Annotated in this window: 17 protein-coding genes; 12 read left to right on the top strand and 5 right to left on the bottom strand. The window is 69.8% G+C overall.

Going from position 1 to position 17,631, the window contains the following annotated elements:
- Position 1 precedes the first annotated feature (1 nt).
- The 3 genes from MCBMB27_RS20135 to MCBMB27_RS20125 all read right to left on the bottom strand — a co-directional run bounded on the left by MCBMB27_RS20135 (position 2) and on the right by MCBMB27_RS20125 (position 2,082).
- Positions 2-565, bottom strand: a complete 564-nt coding sequence (locus MCBMB27_RS20135) for a hypothetical protein (protein ID WP_236952757.1) — start codon at positions 563-565, stop codon at positions 2-4.
- 237 nt (positions 566-802) lie between these two features.
- Positions 803-1,084, bottom strand: coding sequence for a curli-like amyloid fiber formation chaperone CsgH (csgH, locus tag MCBMB27_RS20130; protein ID WP_139239475.1), 282 nt, complete (start codon positions 1,082-1,084; stop codon positions 803-805).
- A gap of 152 nt (positions 1,085-1,236) precedes the next feature.
- A complete protein-coding gene (locus tag MCBMB27_RS20125) occupies positions 1,237-2,082 on the bottom strand; it encodes a hypothetical protein (RefSeq protein WP_043353994.1) in 846 nt (281 codons plus the stop codon).
- A gap of 549 nt (positions 2,083-2,631) precedes the next feature.
- Between MCBMB27_RS20125 and MCBMB27_RS20120 the strand changes: the two genes are divergently transcribed.
- Positions 2,632-3,303, top strand: coding sequence for a hypothetical protein (locus tag MCBMB27_RS20120; protein ID WP_236952756.1), 672 nt, complete (start codon positions 2,632-2,634; stop codon positions 3,301-3,303).
- On the top strand, positions 3,300-3,668 hold the full coding sequence (locus tag MCBMB27_RS20115) for a hypothetical protein (RefSeq protein WP_075381137.1): 369 nt from the start codon (positions 3,300-3,302) through the stop codon (positions 3,666-3,668). The genes MCBMB27_RS20120 and MCBMB27_RS20115 overlap by 4 nt, the downstream gene beginning before the upstream one ends.
- A 36-nt stretch (positions 3,669-3,704) precedes the next feature.
- Here the strand turns inward: MCBMB27_RS20115 and MCBMB27_RS20110 are convergent, their stop codons facing one another.
- Entirely contained in the window at positions 3,705-4,712 is a 1,008-nt protein-coding gene (locus tag MCBMB27_RS20110; protein WP_075381136.1) for a dienelactone hydrolase family protein, read from the bottom strand.
- A gap of 326 nt (positions 4,713-5,038) precedes the next feature.
- Between MCBMB27_RS20110 and phnD the strand changes: the two genes are divergently transcribed.
- From phnD to phnE (MCBMB27_RS20090), 4 genes are read left to right on the top strand one after another with little or no spacing between them, the layout of a single operon-like run.
- Positions 5,039-6,061, top strand: a complete 1,023-nt coding sequence (gene phnD, locus MCBMB27_RS20105) for a phosphate/phosphite/phosphonate ABC transporter substrate-binding protein (protein ID WP_043353999.1) — start codon at positions 5,039-5,041, stop codon at positions 6,059-6,061.
- A 26-nt stretch (positions 6,062-6,087) separates the two neighbouring features.
- Positions 6,088-6,891 (top strand): phosphonate ABC transporter ATP-binding protein, encoded by an 804-nt coding sequence (gene phnC, locus MCBMB27_RS20100; RefSeq protein WP_051045083.1) that lies wholly within the window; start codon positions 6,088-6,090, stop codon positions 6,889-6,891.
- The gene (phnE, locus tag MCBMB27_RS20095) at positions 6,888-7,694 is read left to right on the top strand and encodes a phosphonate ABC transporter, permease protein PhnE (protein ID WP_043356475.1); all 807 of its coding nucleotides are present in this window, start codon (positions 6,888-6,890) and stop codon (positions 7,692-7,694) included. Before phnC ends, phnE (MCBMB27_RS20095) begins: the two co-directional genes overlap by 4 nt.
- Entirely contained in the window at positions 7,691-8,506 is an 816-nt protein-coding gene (gene phnE / locus MCBMB27_RS20090; protein WP_043379068.1) for a phosphonate ABC transporter, permease protein PhnE, read from the top strand. Before phnE (MCBMB27_RS20095) ends, phnE (MCBMB27_RS20090) begins: the two co-directional genes overlap by 4 nt.
- 7 nt (positions 8,507-8,513) lie before the next feature.
- Here phnE (MCBMB27_RS20090) and MCBMB27_RS20085 read toward each other — a convergent pair whose 3' ends face one another.
- The gene (locus tag MCBMB27_RS20085; protein WP_075381135.1) at positions 8,514-9,935 is read right to left on the bottom strand and encodes a M20 family metallopeptidase; all 1,422 of its coding nucleotides are present in this window, start codon (positions 9,933-9,935) and stop codon (positions 8,514-8,516) included.
- Between the two features lie 330 nt (positions 9,936-10,265).
- Between MCBMB27_RS20085 and MCBMB27_RS20080 the strand changes: the two genes are divergently transcribed.
- The 6 genes from MCBMB27_RS20080 to MCBMB27_RS20055 all read left to right on the top strand — a co-directional run bounded on the left by MCBMB27_RS20080 (position 10,266) and on the right by MCBMB27_RS20055 (position 17,630).
- Positions 10,266-12,056 (top strand): peptide ABC transporter substrate-binding protein, encoded by a 1,791-nt coding sequence (locus MCBMB27_RS20080; protein ID WP_075381134.1) that lies wholly within the window; start codon positions 10,266-10,268, stop codon positions 12,054-12,056.
- A gap of 15 nt (positions 12,057-12,071) precedes the next feature.
- Positions 12,072-13,031, top strand: a complete 960-nt coding sequence (locus tag MCBMB27_RS20075; protein ID WP_043379060.1) for an ABC transporter permease — start codon at positions 12,072-12,074, stop codon at positions 13,029-13,031.
- Entirely contained in the window at positions 12,997-13,929 is a 933-nt protein-coding gene (locus MCBMB27_RS20070; RefSeq protein ID WP_043353306.1) for an ABC transporter permease, read from the top strand. The genes MCBMB27_RS20075 and MCBMB27_RS20070 overlap by 35 nt, the downstream gene beginning before the upstream one ends.
- 380 nt (positions 13,930-14,309) lie before the next feature.
- Positions 14,310-16,160 carry an ABC transporter ATP-binding protein gene (locus MCBMB27_RS20065; protein ID WP_075382042.1) on the top strand — a complete coding sequence of 617 codons (1,851 nt, stop codon included), beginning with the start codon at positions 14,310-14,312 and terminating at the stop codon, positions 16,158-16,160.
- A gap of 382 nt (positions 16,161-16,542) precedes the next feature.
- A complete protein-coding gene (locus tag MCBMB27_RS20060) occupies positions 16,543-16,755 on the top strand; it encodes a hemin uptake protein HemP (protein ID WP_043353304.1) in 213 nt (70 codons plus the stop codon).
- Positions 16,752-17,630 (top strand): heme/hemin ABC transporter substrate-binding protein, encoded by an 879-nt coding sequence (locus MCBMB27_RS20055; RefSeq protein WP_075381133.1) that lies wholly within the window; start codon positions 16,752-16,754, stop codon positions 17,628-17,630. The genes MCBMB27_RS20060 and MCBMB27_RS20055 overlap by 4 nt, the downstream gene beginning before the upstream one ends.
- The last annotated feature ends 1 nt before the right edge of the window (position 17,631 follow it).

Raw genomic sequence — 17,631 nt, 5'->3', positions numbered from 1 at the left:
GTTACCTCCGGGTGACCGAGACGTTGGCGCCGTTGCCGACTTGCGTGATGCTGATCGGCAGGGCGTTGTTGCCCTGCTGCTGCGCCGAGATGGCGTTGTTGTCGCCGCGGACCGTGATCGTCGCGGCCGCGCCGCTGCCGTCCTGCCGGGTACCGACGGTGTTGGAATCGCCGAAGACCGAGACTGTCGACTGATTGTAGGAGCCTGTCTGCTGCTGCGTCACCGTATTGCGCGCGCCGATGATGCTCTGGACCGCGACATTCCCGTAGCCCGACATGTCGATCGTGGAGATGTTGCCTGTTCCGACCTGAAGGGCCTGGGCTTGATTGGCTGCCGGCTGGGGCGGGAGGCTCGGGCTGAGCAGCAGGATGCCGGACTGGTTGCCCAGGATGTAGTCGCTCTCCTGGATCGCCCGCCCCGGAGCACCGGCCGCGGCGCGTTGGGCTAGGGCTTGGATCTGTTCGATCGCGACGCGATCCTGGGCCGCCGCCGAGCCGGCCATGAGCGGGAGGACGAAGAGCAGCACTTGACCTGCGGTCCGGCTGCGGCGCGTGCGGCGCATCATCTGTCCCCCCTGCTTGTTTGGCCCACCTTAAATCAGTGCTATTCGATAACGTACAGCAAAATATCTTATCCACACGGCTTCTAAGCCGGCGTGTGGTGACTATGGCACAATGAATTCTGATAAGAATCGACCCGCTGCCGCCGTTGGCAGCCCATGTCAATGAATCGACGGATAATTTCCCGATAACGAAAAAGTGGTATGTCAACCGACTGACATCGGCGATTATCGATCAGCCGATCAAAGATCGTATATGCTGATATGACCGCAGTTGATCTTGCGCCCGTCGATCAGCACGGACGCGTCGATCCGGAGCTGGCCGTTCGGCAGGACGCTGACGGTCAGATTGCCGACATCCCGGGTTTCGCCGGGGGCGAGGTCGAAGCCACCGCCCTGCTGCATCGTCGCGGTGCCTGCCGGATCCGATTTCCGCACGACCAGGCTGTACCGCCCTGCGGTGCCGCGGGGCGCCTCGACGCGAAGAGCCAGACGCGTCGTTTCGGCCGAGCGGCTCTCGACCACGCGACAGAGGACGGGCGGATCGACGGTGAGGCTGGGCATGATCGAGACTGCGCCTGCGATCGAAGACGCTGGGATGGCGAGAGAAGGGACGCTCCCGCAGGAGCGCCCCTTCCAGGACACGTCAGACTGGGGATGGGCCTCAGCCCGATCCATTAGTGCTGGCGGATCGTCACGCTGTTGAAGCCGCCGATCTGCGCGAAAGCAGCATTGGCCGAGTTCGCCGACTGCGTGATGGATCCATAATTGCCGAAGCCGTTCTGATAGCCGAAGGCGCCGACAGACGATCCGGTCTGCGTGATCGACGCCTCGTTGCCTCGGCCGATCTGGAGCAGGGCGGCGTAGTTGGTGTTGCCGTTCTGGCTGATGTTGCCTACGTTATAGTCGCCGGACTGGACGATCGCGGCATAGGCGTTGTCAGCTCTGTAGTCTTGCGTGATGCGGGCCCTGTTGTTGTCGCCGTTGAACTGGAAAATGCCCGCGTAGGTGTTCTTCGATCCGGCCTCGGCGGTGATCCACGCCTTGTTCTTGTCGCCGTTCTGCTGGAACTGCGCCACGCCGTTGGTCCCGAGCTGATTCGAGTCGACGGAGTTGGCGATGCCTTGCTGGAACGAGCCGTTGGCGACGCCGATCGTCGGATTGCCGTAGCGATTGCCGGCGATCGTGCTCACGGTGTTGTTCGAGCCGCCCTGCGTGACCTTCAGTTCGTTGAACGCACCGTTCTGCAGAATGGTCTGGGCGCCGTTCGAGACGCCGTTCAGGTTGCTCTCCGACAGATTCGGGACTGACAGGTCGACATTGGTCGAGAGCTTGCCGGCCTTATTGTTCGTTCCGGTCTGATCGACAGTCGCGGAGTTCGATAGACCGCGCTGGATGACGAAGGCTTCGTTCGCGGTAGTTCCAGCGCCCATGACGGGGGTCTGGGACTGCGCCGAGGCGCCTGTCGCAAAGGCCGTCAGACCGGCGACCGCCACGGACGCCAGAACAACTGACTTGAACATAGATACACTCCCATTTTTATTTATGTGTCCTCTCGAACACAATCTATGCCATCGCAGTCGCTCTATCGTTACAGCGATTTAACGGCTTGTTAAGCGTATCCATAAGCCGATGATGGGTGTCAAGCGTGAGTTAGGCAAAAATCTACAATCTTTACAATTTTCTGGATTCATTTTTCAGATAAAAATGCCGTGAATTCAGTATGGATGGCGCGTCGAAAGACGAACATTCTCAACTGTTTAAAGTGGCCCTGCCGCGATCGCTGACTTAGAATCCATTCCACGGGATAGGCAGTCTTCGTTAGTGCCATCACAGGTCGGTATAGGCGTGTTAAATTGGTCAAATCAGTTATGGCTGAAAGTGGTATGTTGCTGGCCAAGCAAGAATGCTCCGAAAGGTGATGTGGGACGGGTCTCACAGGGCCATGCCGCCGTCGCCGCTTAGGATCCGTCGACTGTGCTTGAGCCGAAAGGTTTTCGCGGACGACGAAGAGATCGAATTCACCGCAAGACGAAAAATCGTCTGCGATACGCGTTGGGTGGGAGGCTACGATGAGGCAGCGCGGCCGATCGCTGATGCAGGTCCTGCTCGCCACCGCGACCCTGGGGTCTGTCGGCGCCAACTCGGCCGAGGCTCAGCCCGCGGCCCCGGCCCCGCCGGCAGCCTCACCACAGACACCGCCCGCGCAGCAGCCAGCCTCCGCCAGGGCCGCGTCGACGCAACCGGCGCCCGCCCCCGCGGGCTGCGACGCCACCTGCGTGCGCGCCAACAACGAGGTCGCATCCCAGATCTGCGCGCCGCGGATCGAGGCGCAGGCGCCGACGGATTTCGAGTGGGTCTCGCGGCCCTTCGCCAAGATCTTCCAGCAGGCGGAGGCGCCCGAGGGCGCCGCCACGGTGGTGCGCTATCGGGGGGATTCGATCCGCTTCCTCAGCCCCGCGAAGGAATGGGTGCGGGTGACCTACGAGTGCGGGTTCGATGCGGCCAACCGCTCGGTCGCGTATGTGCGGGTGCGGCTCGGCCGGCTCGACCAGGCGGACGCGCCCGCACAGCCGCCGCAGCAGGTCCGGGCCAATGCTTCGTCCTCGCAGCCGATGGCGCCCCAGGCGCAGCAGCAGGCTGGCCGCGTCGGGGCGCCGGTCCCACGCAGGCTGCTTCCGTCGGAGCCGAGCGAGGTCGAGATCCGGCAGGTCAACCCGCGGATCCGGCAGGCGCAGCCATGATCCCGACCCGGTCCCGGCAAGCCAGGTCCCGGCAAGCCAAGGCCGTCCTGGCCCTGCTGGCCGGCCTCGGTGCGGCCCCCGCCGCCGCGCAGCCGAGCCCGCTCTCGGTGAACGATTGCACCTTGCTGCCGGACCCGGGCGCCCTGCGGCGCTGCCTCGATCAGGCGGAGGGACGCGTGGTGGCGCCCCTGCCGCCGGTCGCGGGGCCGGCTACGTCCGAGCGCCCCGAACAGGTGGTGCAGGCCGCGCGCGGCGCACCGGTCGCCAAGCCCGGTGCCCTGCCGCCGACGGACTTCCTCGGCAACAGGCGGGAGCCCGCACCGCGGGCCCATCCGTCGGGACGGACGGTCATCGATCTCCAGTGACGCCTGCACGGCATCGATCCGGCGTCGATCCGGCCGTCACGGCCGCCGGAACGCGGCCTCGAGCGCGTCCGAGACGCTCGACAGGGTCGCGGCGCGGGCGGCGGCGTCGGAGCCGATATGCGGGTCGTGCTGCACGCACGGGGCGGTATAGGTGAACGGCGTGGCGTTCGGGCCCTCCACGAGGGCGCCGCCCTCCGCCTCGCGGATCGCGCAGGCCCGGACCGTCTGCGCGCCCTTGGCGACCACGGGGTGGGCCGGCCCGTTCGGGTTGTCGAAGACGTGCTGCGCGCCGGGATAGACGGTCAGGCCGACATCTGCGCCGGCCGCCTTCAGTCGCTCGGCGTAGGCGGCGCAGGTCGCGGCCGGATTGTAATCGTCGCCGCTGCCCCCGAACATCCGGATCGGCCGGTCCACCAGGGCGGTGTCGTCCCGGAATCGGATCGCGCAGTCGGGATAGACCGGCAGGTAGAGGGCGGGGGTGACGCCGGAGCGGTTCCAGGCCGCGTCGAAGCGCTTGAGGCTGGCATACAGCGCAGCCTGGCCGCCGCGCGAGAAGCCCATCACGGCGATGCGCGACGGATCGACCCGCGGATGCTGGGCCAGCACGCCCAGCGCCCGGTAGATGTCGAGGATCAGGTTCGTGCGCGCGAGGAGACTCTGATCGGTGTTGACGCTGGTCAGGCCCCGGCCGGTGAAGCCGTCGATGGCGAAGGTCGAGATCCCCCGCGCCGCCAGCGCCCGCTGCCAGAACTCGATGTTGCCGCCGAGGCCCCCGGAGCCGTGCATCAGGATCACGGTCGGCAACCGCTCCGACCCCGGCTTGGCGATGCGCAGGAGCCCGGCGACCGTGACGGGCTTCGCACCCTCGGACGTGCCGGCTAGGAACGGCCGGTCGGTCAGCGTCAGGCTCTCGAAGGGATGCATCTCCACGCGGGCGGCATAGCTGCCGAGATCGGCGACGCCGTCCTGCGCCGGCTCGGCGGAGGCCGCACGCGGGCTGCAGGCCAGGAGGCCGGCCGTCAGGAACAGGATTGATCGCCGCATCGAAACGCTCCACAGCCGCGCGATACCGTATCAGCGGCGCGGCGGCCCTGTCGCGGCGCGCCAGGACGGAACCGGTTTCCCTTCGGCGCCCGGTGTCACGCCCTGGGGCTCCGGCGGTGGGCACCTGGATGCCGACGGAAACGGGACGCTTCGGAGCCGCCGCAGGCCCCTGTCACCGGGCCGTGTCCTTCAACTTCTGTTCCACGGACTGCCTTGCATCGCCCGGAAGCCGCCGCCTACAAGTTTGCCGACTTAAGGCTCGGCCGCGATCGAGCGAGGACATGACGGCGCCGGCCCGAGGCACGGCTCCGCAGGGAGGATACCGCGTGACATTCGCCCGATACGGCGCAGCCCTGGCGCTGCTCTGCGGCTTCGGTTCCCTGTCGCCCGTCAGGGCCGACGCGTGTCCCAACCGCGGCCAGCTCGACGATGCCTATTGCGACGCCGACAAGGATCTCGTCGCCGACGTCCCGGCCAAGACCCGTGACCCGAGCGTCATCGTCTTCGCCTACACGCCGGTGGAGGATCCCGCGGTCTACGAGAACTCGTTCAAGCCGTTCACGACCTACCTCAGCCAGTGCACAGGCAAGCGGGTCGTCTACTATCCGGTCCAGTCGAACTCCGCCGAGATCGAGGCGATGCGCTCCGGCCGGCTCACGGTGGCGGGCTTCTCGACCGGGCCCCTCGGCTTCGCCGTCAACATGGCCGGCGCGGTCCCGTTCGCCGCCAAGGGCACCGAGAAGGGGTCTGAGGGCTACAACCTGATCGTCGTGGTGAAGGCGAGCAGCCCGTACAAGACGCTGGCCGACCTGAAGGGCAAGCGCGTGGCCCACACGGCGCCGTCGTCGAATTCCGGCAACCTCGCCCCCAAGGCCCTCTTCCCCGAGCAGGGGCTGAAGCCCGGCGAGGATTACAAGCTGATCTATTCGGGCGGGCACGACAAGTCGGCTTTGGGCGTCGGCACCGGCGACTACGACGCCGCCCCGGTGGCCTCGGACGTGTTCTACCGGATGGTCGCCCGCGGCACGATCAAGGGCGACGATTACCGGGTGATCTACACGAGCGAGAAGTTCCCGACCTCGGGCTTCGCCTATGCCCACGATCTCAAGCCGGACCTCGCCGAGAAGCTGAAGCAGTGCTTCTACGATTTCCGCTTCCCGCCCGACATGGTGAAGGATTTCGAGGGCGACGACCGGTTCGCGCCGATCACCTACCTCAAGGACTGGGCGATCGTCCGCAAGGTCGCGGAGGAATCGGGCACGCCGTACAACAAGGTCGCCTACGAGCGTGAGGCCGCCCGCGAGGCCGAGGCCGCCCGCAAGAAGGCCGCGGACGCGCCCAAGCCGTGATGCAGGCTGTGACGGCGGGAAGCGCGATGCGCGCGGTCAAGGACGGACCCGACGGCGATCCCCGGGCGGAGGATCCCCGAGCCCTGGTGATCCGCGGGCTGACCAAGGAATACCGGCCCGGCCAGCCGGTCCTGAAGGGCATCGACCTCGTGGTGCCCGGCACCGGGCTCACGGCGATCATCGGGCCGTCCGGCACCGGTAAGAGCACCCTGATCCGCTGCATCAACCGGCTGGTCCAGCCGACCGCGGGGGAGATCCTGTTCCGCGGCGAGGACCTCGCCCGGCTCTCCGGCCCCGCCCTGCGCCGGGCGCGCCGCCGGATCGGGATGGTGTTCCAGGAGTACAACCTGGTCGAGCGCCTCTCGGTGATGGAGAACCTGCTCTGCGGCCGCCTCGGCTACGTGCCGGCGTGGCGCGCGTGGCTGCGCCGCTTCCCCGAGGCGGACATCGCCCGCGCCTTCGACCTCCTCGACGCGGTCGGCCTGTCGGGCTTCGCCACGCGCCGGGCCGACGCCCTGTCGGGCGGCCAGCGCCAGCGCGTCGGCATCGCCCGGGCGATCATGCAGGAGCCCGAGATCGTGCTCGCCGACGAGCCGACCTCGTCCCTCGATCCGAAGAGCTCCGTGGAGATCATGGAGATCCTGTCCCGGCTCGCGGCCGAGCGCGGCGTGCCGGTGGTGGTCAACATCCACAACGTGGCGCTCGCCCAGCGCTTCGCGGCGCGGATCGTCGGCATGTCGGGCGGGCACGTGGTCTATGACGGGCCGCCCGACCGGCTGAGCGAGGCCGACCTGCGCGGCATCTACGGCGGCGAGAACTGGCTCGAATGATTCCGACCGCCCGACCGGCCTCCTCCGACGCCGCCGGCCGCGTCGCGTTCCGGCCCAACTGGACCGCCCGCGCCGGCTGGGCGCTCCTCGCCCTCTACGCGGTCTACGCGGCGACCCAGCTCGGCTTCTCCCCCGAGCGCTTCGCCGGCGGCCTCGCCCACGGGCAGCAGTTCCTGGCCCGGATGTTCCCGCCGAACTTCTCCCGCTGGGAGCTGATCCAGTCGGGCATCCTCGAGAGCCTGCAGATCGCCGTGATCGCGACGGTGATCGGCATCGCGGTCGCCCTGCCGATCGGCTTCCTGGCGGCCCGCAACCTGATGCCGCCCTGGGTGACGTGGCCGACCCGCATCCTGATCGCGCTCTGCCGGTCGTTCCACCCGATCATCGTGGCGATCCTGTTCGTGAAGGCGATCGGCTTCGGGGCGCTCGCCGGCGTCATGGCGCTGATCGTCGCCTCGGTGGGCTTCATCGCCAAGCTGTTCGCCGAGGCGATCGAGGAGATCTCCCTGAAGCAGGTCGAGGCGGTGCGGGCGACCGGTGCCGGCTTCCTGTCGACCCTGATCATGGGCGTGCAGCCGCAGGTTCTGCCGCGCTTCATCGGCTTCGCCACCTACCAGCTGGATTCCAACCTGCGGAACTCCACCATGGTGGGCATCGTCGGCGGCGGCGGCATCGGCGCGACGCTGTTCACCGCCTACCAGCGCTTCGACTTCGACGTCGTGCTGGCGATCCTGATCGTCATCGTCGCCCTGATCATGGTGGCCGAGATCGTCTCCGGCTGGGCCCGCAAGGTGTTCCAGTGAGCGTCGCCCTCGCCCCCGCTTCCGCCGGCCCGCGCCACTGGCAGCGCTTCCCCCTGTGGAAGCGGCTGGCGCGGCTCGCCTTCACGCTCTGCGCGGTGGCGGCCTTCGTGGCGAGCCTGCGCACCATCGAGGTGATCCCGGAATTCCTCTACGACGCCCCCGAGCAGCTGGCCGACCTGTTCGGCCGGATGTGGCCGATGGATGCCGGCTATGTCGGGCCGACCCTGCGGGCGCTGGTGGAGACGCTCCACATCGCGACCCTCGGCACCCTGATCGCCATCGCGATCGCGGTGCCGATCGGGCTGATGGCGGCCCGCAACGTCACGCCCAACCGCGCGCTGAACCTGTTCGCGAAGTTCGTGTTCGTGACCTCGCGCTCGGTGAATTCCCTAGTCTGGGCGCTGCTGTTCGTGGCGGTGTTCGGCCCCGGCCCCCTGGCCGGGACCCTGGCGATCGCGCTCCGCTCCGTCGGCTTCACCGGCAAGCTGTTCGCCGAGGCGCTGGAGGAGGCCAATCGCGGCTCGATCGAGGCCCTGCAGGCCGCGGGCGCCGGCCGGCTCTCGACGCTGCTGCTCGGCTACTGGCCGCAGGTGAAGCCGGCCTTCTGGTCGATCGCGCTGTTCCGGTGGGACATCAACATCCGCGAATCCGCCGTGCTCGGGCTGGTCGGCGCGGGCGGCATCGGCGTCGCGCTCGATACCGCCCTGAACCTGCTCTACTGGGATCAGGTCGCCGTGGTGCTCGCCGCGATCTTCGGCGTCGTCATCCTGGCCGAGATCGTCGTGACGGCGCTCCGCGCCCGGACGCTCTGAGGGGGCCTCACCGCCCCAGCGACATGCCGAGCGGCGGCGCGACCTCCGGCGGCAGCGGCGAGACGTAGCCGGCGGCGCCGACCCGGCGGGCGAGGTCCGCCTTCGCGGCGTCGCGCAGAGCCGCGTCGGTCACCGCCCGGGCGCCGGTGGCGGCCATCGCCTTGGCGACCTGCACCATCGCCTTGTGGGCCGCCGGGGTCTTGCCCTGCGCCACCACCTGCCAGGTGTGGAACGGCGTGCCGATCGCCACCGTGGGTGCGTGGGCCTGGACGGTGGGCACCACCCAGCTCACGTCGCCGACATCCGTGGAGCCGACCGCCGGGTTGCGCGGCGCGTCGAGGGGCACGAGGAAATCGGCGAGCGGTGCCTCGTTGCGCGGCATGCCGATGGCGCGGAACACGGCGTCGATGTCGCCGTCGGTCAGCGTCGACCGGATCTTGCCCGCGAAGTCCCGGTCGGCCTCGTCGAAATGCGGCGGCCCGAGCTCCTCCATCACGCCGTGGAGCGCTTGCTCCAGCGGCGTGTTGCCCAGGAGGTTCGACACCGCGCTGACGATTCGCACCTCGAGGGCGGTCTCGGTCATCAGGGCGGCGCCCTCGGCGATCTTCTTCACCCGCTCGACCAGCGCCAGCATGCCCGGCAGGTCGCGCGCCCGGATCGAGTAGCGCACCGTGGCGCCGGCCTGGACGACGTTGGGGGCGATGCCGCCGGCGTCGAGATAGGCGTAGTGGACCCGCGCGTCGGACGGCATGTGCTCCCGCATGTAGTTCACGCCGACGCTCATCAGCTCGACGGCGTCGAGCGCCGAGCGCCCGAGATGCGGGGAAGCCGCCGCGTGGGCGGTGCGCCCGGTGAAGACGAAGTCCGCCCGGGTGTTGGCGAGCGCCACCGGCGGCGCCACCTCCCAGAAGCTGCCCGGATGCCAGGAGATCGCGATGTCGGCATCCGCGAAGGCGCCGGCGCGGACCATGAAGGCCTTGGCGGCGCCGCCCTCCTCGGCGGGACAGCCGTAGTAGCGCACGCGGCCGGGTGTGCCGGTCTCGGCGAGCCAGTCCTTTACGGCGGTAGCGGCCAGCAGGGCCGCCGAGCCAAGGAGGTTGTGGCCGCAGCCGTGGCCGTGGCCGCCCGCCTCCACCGGCCGGTGCTCGGCGACGCCCGCCTCCTGCGACAGGCCCGGCAGGGCGTCGTACTCGCCGAGGAAGGCGATGACCGGCCCGCCTTCACCGGCCTCGCCCATCACCGCGGTGGGGATGCCGGCGACCTGCTCGGTTACGCGGAAGCCCTGGTGGCGCAGCTCGGCGACGTGCTCGGCGCAGGAGCGCGCTTCCGTGTAGCAGACCTCCGGCATGCCCCAGACCCGGTCGGACAGGGCGATCAGCCGCTCCGTCTGCGCGTCGACGTGGCGCCACACGGTGTTGCGGTTGTCCATCGTGTCGTCTCCCGGAAGGTCGCGCGTCGCGTTCGCGCCATCATAACGGGCTCCGCGCCGTCATCGCGAGCGCAGCGAAGCGACCCAGGGCTGCGCACGATTAGGGGACGTGGCGCTGCTGGATTGCTTCGCTGCGCTCGCAAAGACGGCCGCGTCGCGCTGCTCGGCTCGGTGCGGCAGGAGAGGGACTGGCATGCAGGGCCGGGGCCATGCTGTGCACGAAGCGAACTTTCCTCAACACGTTTCAGTTGAACCGTCACTGGCCCGCCCCTTGCCAAGGCCGCCACCGGAATGTTGCTGTGCCGCGCGGCGGTCAACGGGAATGCGTACATGGACGAGCGGGATCTGCGCGGCCTCATCGGGCAGGTGAAGGGCGGCCGCCTGTCGCGGCGCGCCTTCGTGCAGCGGATGGTGGCTTTCGGCCTCACAGCGCCCATGGCAGGGCTGATGCTGGCCGGGAACGGGGTCGCGATGGCGGCCGATATCCGGGCCGGCTACAAGCCGACCAAGGCCGGCGGCGGCGGCGTCCTGAAGCTGCTCTGGTGGCAGGCGCCGACCCTGATCAACCCGCATTTCGCCATCGGGACCAAGGACCAGGACGCCTCGCGGATCTTCTACGAGCCGCTCGCCGCCTGGGACGCGGACGGCAACCTCGTGCCGGTGCTGGCCGCCTCGATCCCGTCCAAGGAGAACGGGGCGCTCGCCGCCGACGGCCGCTCGGTGGTGTGGACGCTCAAGCCCGGCGTGACGTGGCACGACGGCAAGCCGCTCACCGCCGACGACCTCGTCTTCACCTGGGACTACGCCCGCGACCCCGCCACCGCGGCGGTGACGGCCGGCTCCTACAAGGATTGCAAGGTCGAGAAGGTCGACGACCTCAGCGTCCGGGTCCTGTTCGACAAGCCGACGCCCTACTGGTGCGACGCCTTCGTGGGCATCGTCGGGATGGTGCTGCCGAAGCACCTGTTCGGGCCCTATAGCGGCGCCAAGTCCCGGGACGCGCCGCAGAACCTCGCCCCCGTGGGCACCGGCCCGTACCGGTTCGTGGAGTTCCGGCCCGGCGACATCGTCCGCGGGGAGCGCAACCCGGACTATCACCTGCCGAACCGGCCGTACTTCGACACGATCGAGATGAAGGGCGGCGGCGACGCGGTCTCGGCCGCCCGGGCCGTGCTCCAGACCGGCGAGTACGACTACGCCTGGAACATGCTGATCGAGGACGAGGTGCTGAAGCGCCTGGAGACCGGCGGCAAGGGCCGGGTCGACGTGGTCTACGGCGGCAAGCTCGAGTTCCTGCTCCTCAACGCCACCGACCCGAACGTCGAGGTCGACGGCGAGCGCGCCTCGGTCACCACCAAGCACCCCGCCTTCTCCGACCCCAAGGTGTGTCAGGCGATGAACCTGCTGGTCGACCGCAAGTCGATCCAGACCTACATCTACGGCCGCACCGGCAAGCCCACCGCCAACACGGTCAACGGGCCGGAGCGCTTCGTCTCCAAGAACACGAGCTTCGCCTTCGACCCGGCCAAGGCCAACGCGCTCCTCGACGAGGCCGGCTGGAAGAAGGGCTCCGACGGCATCCGCGCCAAGGACGGCAAGAAGCTCAAGCTACTCTTCCAGACCTCGATCAACGCGCCGCGTCAGAAGACCCAGGCGATCATCAAGCAGGCGGCCGCCAAGGCCGGGATCGAGATCGAGCTGAAATCGGTGACCGGCTCGGTGTTCTTCTCCTCCGACCCGGCCAACCCCGACACCTGCACGCATTTCTACGCCGACATGGAGATGTACGCCTACAGCATGACCCAGGCCGATCCGGCGATCTGGCTGCTCATGTACGCCTCCTGGGAGGTGGCCCAGAAGGCCAACAAGTGGCAGGGCCGCAACGTCGTGCGCTGGCGCAACGCCGCCTACGACAAGGCCTACAACGCCGCCCAGAGCGAGCTCGACCCGGTCAAGCGCGCGGCGCTGCTGATCACCTGCAACGACCTCGCGGTCTCCGAGAACGTGCTGCCGCTGATCCACCGCGCCGAGGTCTCGGCGGTGGGCGCGACGCTCACGGCCCCCCGCAGCGGTTGGGACAACGACCTGTCGTTCCTGCCCGACTGGTACAGGGAGGCCTGAGCGGGAGCGCGGGCCATGGGCGCCTACATCCTGCGACGGCTCCTGATCGCGATCCCGAGCCTGCTCGGCATCAGCCTGATCCTGTTCACCGTCCTGGCGCTCGCGCCGGGCGACCCGTTCGGCGAACTCGCCAGCAACCCGAACGTGCCCCCGGAGGTGCGGGCGGCCCTGCGGGTCAAGTTCGGCCTCGATGACCCGATCCTCACCCGCTACCTGCACTGGCTCACCGCCATGCTGCAGGGCGATTGGGGCTTCTCCTTCGCCAGCCGGGTGAATGTCGACACCCTGATCCTGCAGCGGCTGCCGACGACCCTGTTCATCGTCGGCTCCTCGCAGGTTCTGGCGCTGCTGATCGCGGTCCCGGTGGGCCTCTACGCGGCGCGCCGGCCCTACTCGCTCGCCGACCAGATCGCCAACACGCTGGCCTTCGTGGGCTTCTCGCTGCCGACCTTCTTCACCGGCCTGCTGTTCATCCTGCTGTTCTCGATCAAGCTCGGCTGGCTGCCCTTCGTCTACCAGGCCGACCTGCCGGGCTCCGGCCTGCCCTGGGTCTGGGCGAATGTCCGGCAGGCGATCATGCCGGTGGCGGTGCTGGGCTTCTTTCAGGCCGCCTCCTACACCCGCTACGTGCGCGCCTCGGCGCTGGACGTCGCCCGCCTCGACTACGTCACCACGGCCCGCGCCAAGGGCCTGTCGGAGGGCACGGTGACCCGCCGGCACATCGCCCGCAACGCCCTGATCCCGGTGGTGACGCTCGTCGCCCTCCAGATCCCGGCGGTGTTCGGCGGCGCCATCGTCACCGAGCAGATCTTCCGGATACCCGGCATCGGCTCGCTGCTGATCGACGCGATGCTGGCCAACGACACGCCGGTGGTGATGGCGGTGACCTTCGTGTTCGCCGGCCTCGTCATCCTGTTCAACCTCGTCGCGGACCTGCTCTATGGCTGGCTCGACCCTCGCATCGCCCTCCGATGAGGCGGTGCCCGTCGCCCGCGCGCCGGCCTCGCCGGCGCGGGAGACGTGGCGGCGCTTCCGGCGGCACCGGCTGGCGCTCGCCAGCGTCGGCGTGCTGGCGCTCCTCGTCGCCGGCGTGGTGTTCGGCGGCCTACTCTGGCCGGTCGCCATCGACGATATCGACTTCGCGGCCCAGCTCCAGGGTCCGTCCTGGGACCACCCGTTCGGCACCGACGATCTCGGCCAGGATCTCCTCGCCCGGATGATCTACGGCGGCCGGATCTCGCTCGCCGTGGGCTTCGCCGCCATGGCGGTGGCGAGCCTGATCGGCGTGCTGGTGGGCGCGCTCGCCGGCATGTCGCGCCGCCTCCTCGACCCGGTGCTGATGTGGCTGACCGACCTGTTCCTGTCGCTGCCGCAGCTGCCGCTGCTGCTCCTGGTGATCTACCTGTTCCGCGACAGCCTGAAGGCCGTGTTCGGCAGCCAGGGCGGCGTGTTCCTGATGATCGTCGCGGTGATCGGGGGCCTGCGCTGGATGCCGGTCGCCCGGCTGGTGCGGGCGCAGTTCCTGAGCTTGCGCGAGAAGGAGTTCGTGGAGGCGGCCCGCTCACAGGGGGCGACCACCGGGCACCTCGTGCGCCGCCACATCCTGCCGAACGCCCTGGGGCCGGTGATCGTGGCGGCCTCCATCGAGGTCTCGTCGGCGATCATCGCGGAATCGACGCTCTCCTTCCTGGGGCTCGGCTTCCCGCCCGACATCCCGACCTGGGGGCGGCTGCTGTTCGACGCCAAGGACCATCTCGACGTCGCCCCGCACTGGGCGCTGTTCCCGGGGGGCGCGATCTTCCTGACGGTGCTGTCGATCAACTTCATCGGCGACGGTTTGCGCGACGCCCTCGACCCGCGCCGGGTGCTCTAGGGCATGCGGCGGGGCTTCGAGGGCTGCCGGCTTGCCGTGACCGCGCCTGCCCCCGCAGAGGGGCGGACAGACCGGAAGGCCCTTTCCGGCACTGGGGCTTCAGGATCGGGCGCGGGTCCCCTCTCCCGGGCGGGAGAGGGACAGGGTGAGGGATCAGGTCTTTCAGGATGGGGCGCGCCCTGTCGGAGCGTCGACGGTGTGCTCGGTCCTGAACCTTCTCATCCCTCACCCCAACCCTCTCCCGCACGGGAGAGGGGGCCCGTCGCGCTCCGTCATCAGCGTCGGTGCGCATCGGAGAGGCGGGAACATCGTCGCGTCGGAGGACGCGGGGACGGTGTGGAGTCGCCCCGTCGAACCCCGCTGGATCAGGAGTGAAGCCCGTGACGGATCCGATCCTCTCGGTCTCCGACCTCACCGTGTCCTTCCGCTCGGAGGGCCGCTGGCACGCGGTGGTGCACGGCGTCTCCTTCGATGTCGGGCCCCGCGAGACCGTGGCGCTGGTGGGCGAGTCCGGCTCCGGCAAGAGCGTCAGCGCCCTGTCGATCCTGCGCCTCCTGCCGCGGGACGCGAGCCGCATCGGCGGCAGCGTGCGCTTCGCGGGACGCGAGCTGCTCACGGCCCCCGAGGCCGAGATGCGGCGGGTGCGCGGCGATTCCATCGCCATGATCTTCCAGGAGCCGATGACCTCCCTGAACCCGGTGCTCACCATCGGCTTCCAGATCGCCGAGGCGCTGATCCGGCACCGGGGCCTGTCGCGCTCCGCCGCCGAGGCGGAGGCGCTCCGGCTCCTCGACAAGGTCCGGATCCCGGCCGCCCGGTCGCGCCTGCACGAGTACCCGCACCGCTTCTCCGGCGGCATGCGCCAGCGGGTGATGATCGCCATGGCGCTCGCCTGCCGGCCGAAGCTCCTCATCGCCGACGAGCCGACCACGGCGCTGGACGTCACGATCCAGGCCCAGATCCTCGACCTCATCAAGAGCCTGCAGGACGAGGAGGGCATGTCGGTCCTGTTCATCACCCACGACATGGGCGTGGTCGCCGAGATCGCCGACCGCACCGTGGTGATGTACCGGGGCCGCGCCGTGGAGGCCGGCCCGACCGCACGGATCTTCGACGCCCCCGCCGAGCCCTACACGCGTGCGCTGCTGGCCGCGGTCCCGCGGCTGGGGACCATGGCGGGCCGCGCCCGCCCGATGCGCTTCCCGGTGGTCGACCGGGCGACCGGCCTGGCGGCGCCGACGCCCGAGACCCCCGACACCGTCAGGGCCGCCGGGCGCCCGGTGCTGGAGGTGCGCGACCTGACCGCCCGGTTCGACATCCGCTCCGGCCTCCTCGGCCGCGTGACCGGCCGCGTCCACGCGGTGGAGCGGGTCTCGTTCAGCCTCGCGGCCGGGGAGACCCTGGCGCTGGTCGGCGAATCCGGCTGCGGCAAGTCCACCACCGGCCGCGCGATCCTGCGCCTCGTCGAGCCGCTGTCGGGCTCGGTCCTGCTCGACGGCGAGGACATCACCGGCCTCGACCCGAAGACCCTGCGCACCCGCCGCCAGCGCATGCAGATGATCTTCCAGGACCCGTTCGCGAGCCTCGACCCGCGCCTGAGCGTCGGTGCGGCGGTGGCGGAGCCGCTGCTGATCAACCGCCTCGCCGCGCCCCGCGAGGCAAGGCTTCGGGCCGAGGACCTGCTGGCCCGGGTCGGACTCGCGCCCGAGACGGCCGGGCGCTTCCCGCACGAATTCTCCGGCGGCCAGCGCCAGCGCATCTGCATCGCCCGGGCGCTCGCCCTGAACCCCCGGCTGATCGTCGCCGACGAGGCGGTCTCTGCGCTCGACGTCTCGGTGAAGGCGCAGGTCGTGAACCTGATGCTCGACCTCCAGGCCGAGTTCGGCCTCGCCTACCTGTTCATCTCGCACGACATGGCGGTGGTGGAGCGGGTGAGCCACCGGGTGGCGGTGATGTATCTCGGCGAGATCGTGGAGATCGGACCGCGCGCCGCGATCTTCGGCGACCCGCAGCACCCCTACACGAAGAAGCTGCTCGCCGCCGTGCCGGTCCCGGATCCGGCCCGGCGGGGCGCGCGGCACGCCCTGCCGGACGACGAGATCCGCAGCCCGATCCGCGCGCCCGACTACGTGGCGCCGGAGCGGCTCTACCGGGAGGTCGCGCCTGGCCACAGCGTCCAGGATTGGGGGGGCGACTGGGACGCGGGCCCGCGTCAGGGCGCGGCGGCCTGACGCCGCTCAGCTCCGGCGATCCGACGCAGCGCCTCGCCCGCCTCACCGCTGCGGCGATCGCGCGGCCGGACTGGGCGCGCAGCGTGGCGGCCCATGCCGGCCCGCTCTGGGCGCGAGCCCCGATGGCACCCGGTCGTCGCGGTCGACAGCGCTCCGGCCGATATCGCTCGGGTCGAGGGTCTCGACGGAGCCGAACCGGTCCAGCGCCGCATCGGTGGATCCGAAAATCGGAATCGCCCGGTTTCTACAGGAGATTTTTGAAGTATTACGACACCACCGCAGCGGGGTGGCGCCCGCAATCGATTGCCGCTAAGCTGTTCCTCTATCCAAGTAAGTCTTTCATTTGAAGATTTACAAACAACAGCTCTGGAGCGATCGGTCCATGTTGCGTGCCGAAGGAGAGGGGCAGCGCGGCTTTCCGGCTGGGACCCGCGCGGGGCCCGGCGCGACGCAGCCCGTTCCGCTGCCGGAGCCGGCGGCCGAGATCGGCTCGGCGCGTCTCCTGCAGGGGCGCCGGGAGATCGTCATCCGCCACGGCGGCCACGCCTATCGCCTGCGCGTGACCGCGAGCGACAAGCTGATCCTGACCAAATGAACGCCCCCGCCCCGATATCGCGCCGCACCCTCCTGGCCGCCGCCGCGGCCGGTGCGCTCGCCCCGCGCGCCGCCGCCGCGCAGGCGGCCACCCGCATCGCCGCACTGGGCGGTGCCGTCACCGAGATCCTCTACCGCCTCGGCGCCGGCGGCCGGATCGTCGCGGTCGACACGACCAGCCTCTACCCGCCCGAGGCGCTGCGCGAGAAGCCGAATGTCGGCTACCTGCGGGCGCTCTCGGCCGAGGGCCTGCTGGCGCAGCAGCCCGACCTGATCATCGCCGCCGAGGGGGCGGGCCCGCCCGCGGTCCTGGCGCAGCTGCGCGAGGCCGGGCTGCGTGTGGAGACCGTGACGGAGCCGCCGAGCCCCGAGGGCGTGCTGGACAAGATCGAGACGGTCGGGCGCCTCGCCGGGCTGGAGCGCGCGGCCGAGGCCCTCGAGGCCGAGGTCCGCGCCCGTTTCGCCGACCTCGCGGCCCGGCGCGCCCGGATCGCCCGGCCGGCCCGGGCCCTCGTCGTCCTCTCGGTCCAGGGCGGCCGGACCGTCGTCGGCGGTGCCGGCTCCTCGGCGGACGGCATCCTGACCCTGGCGGGCATCGCCAACGCGGCCACGGGCCTGGAGGGCTTCAAGCCGATGACCGACGAGGCCATCGTGGCCGCCGCTCCCGACGCGGTGGTGATGATGCAGAATGGCCCGGAGCCGCCGAAGCCCGAGGGTATCTTCGCCCCCGGCACGGCCCTCGCCCAGACCCCCGCGGGCGCCCAAGGCCGGCTGGTGGCCATGGACGGGCTCTACCTCCTCGGCTTCGGTCCGCGCACGCCGCAGGCCGCCATGGACCTGATGCGGGCGCTCTACCCGGACCTGCCGCGTGACTGAG

The organism is Methylobacterium phyllosphaerae, from assembly GCF_001936175.1.
In the GTDB taxonomy this organism is placed as follows: domain Bacteria; phylum Pseudomonadota; class Alphaproteobacteria; order Rhizobiales; family Beijerinckiaceae; genus Methylobacterium; species Methylobacterium fujisawaense.
The sequence above is the reverse complement of the archived record's forward strand: the minus strand, read 5'-3'. Positions and strand labels throughout refer to the sequence as shown.

What these genes read in the sequence shown, in the direction of transcription:
- MCBMB27_RS20135 (WP_236952757.1), bottom strand. Translation starts at nt 565, where the DNA reads ATGATGCGCCGCACGCGCCGCAGCCGGACCGCAGGTCAAGTGCTGCTC.
- MCBMB27_RS20125 (WP_043353994.1), bottom strand. Translation starts at nt 2,082, where the DNA reads ATGTTCAAGTCAGTTGTTCTGGCGTCCGTGGCGGTCGCCGGTCTGACG.
- MCBMB27_RS20120 (WP_236952756.1), top strand. Translation starts at nt 2,632, where the DNA reads ATGAGGCAGCGCGGCCGATCGCTGATGCAGGTCCTGCTCGCCACCGCG.
- MCBMB27_RS20115 (WP_075381137.1), top strand. Translation starts at nt 3,300, where the DNA reads ATGATCCCGACCCGGTCCCGGCAAGCCAGGTCCCGGCAAGCCAAGGCC.
- MCBMB27_RS20110 (WP_075381136.1), bottom strand. Translation starts at nt 4,712, where the DNA reads ATGCGGCGATCAATCCTGTTCCTGACGGCCGGCCTCCTGGCCTGCAGC.
- phnC (WP_051045083.1), top strand. Translation starts at nt 6,088, where the DNA reads ATGCGCGCGGTCAAGGACGGACCCGACGGCGATCCCCGGGCGGAGGAT.
- phnE (WP_043356475.1), top strand. Translation starts at nt 6,888, where the DNA reads ATGATTCCGACCGCCCGACCGGCCTCCTCCGACGCCGCCGGCCGCGTC.
- MCBMB27_RS20085 (WP_075381135.1), bottom strand. Translation starts at nt 9,935, where the DNA reads ATGGACAACCGCAACACCGTGTGGCGCCACGTCGACGCGCAGACGGAG.
- MCBMB27_RS20080 (WP_075381134.1), top strand. Translation starts at nt 10,266, where the DNA reads ATGGACGAGCGGGATCTGCGCGGCCTCATCGGGCAGGTGAAGGGCGGC.
- MCBMB27_RS20075 (WP_043379060.1), top strand. Translation starts at nt 12,072, where the DNA reads ATGGGCGCCTACATCCTGCGACGGCTCCTGATCGCGATCCCGAGCCTG.
- MCBMB27_RS20070 (WP_043353306.1), top strand. Translation starts at nt 12,997, where the DNA reads ATGGCTGGCTCGACCCTCGCATCGCCCTCCGATGAGGCGGTGCCCGTC.
- MCBMB27_RS20060 (WP_043353304.1), top strand. Translation starts at nt 16,543, where the DNA reads ATGTTGCGTGCCGAAGGAGAGGGGCAGCGCGGCTTTCCGGCTGGGACC.
- MCBMB27_RS20055 (WP_075381133.1), top strand. Translation starts at nt 16,752, where the DNA reads ATGAACGCCCCCGCCCCGATATCGCGCCGCACCCTCCTGGCCGCCGCC.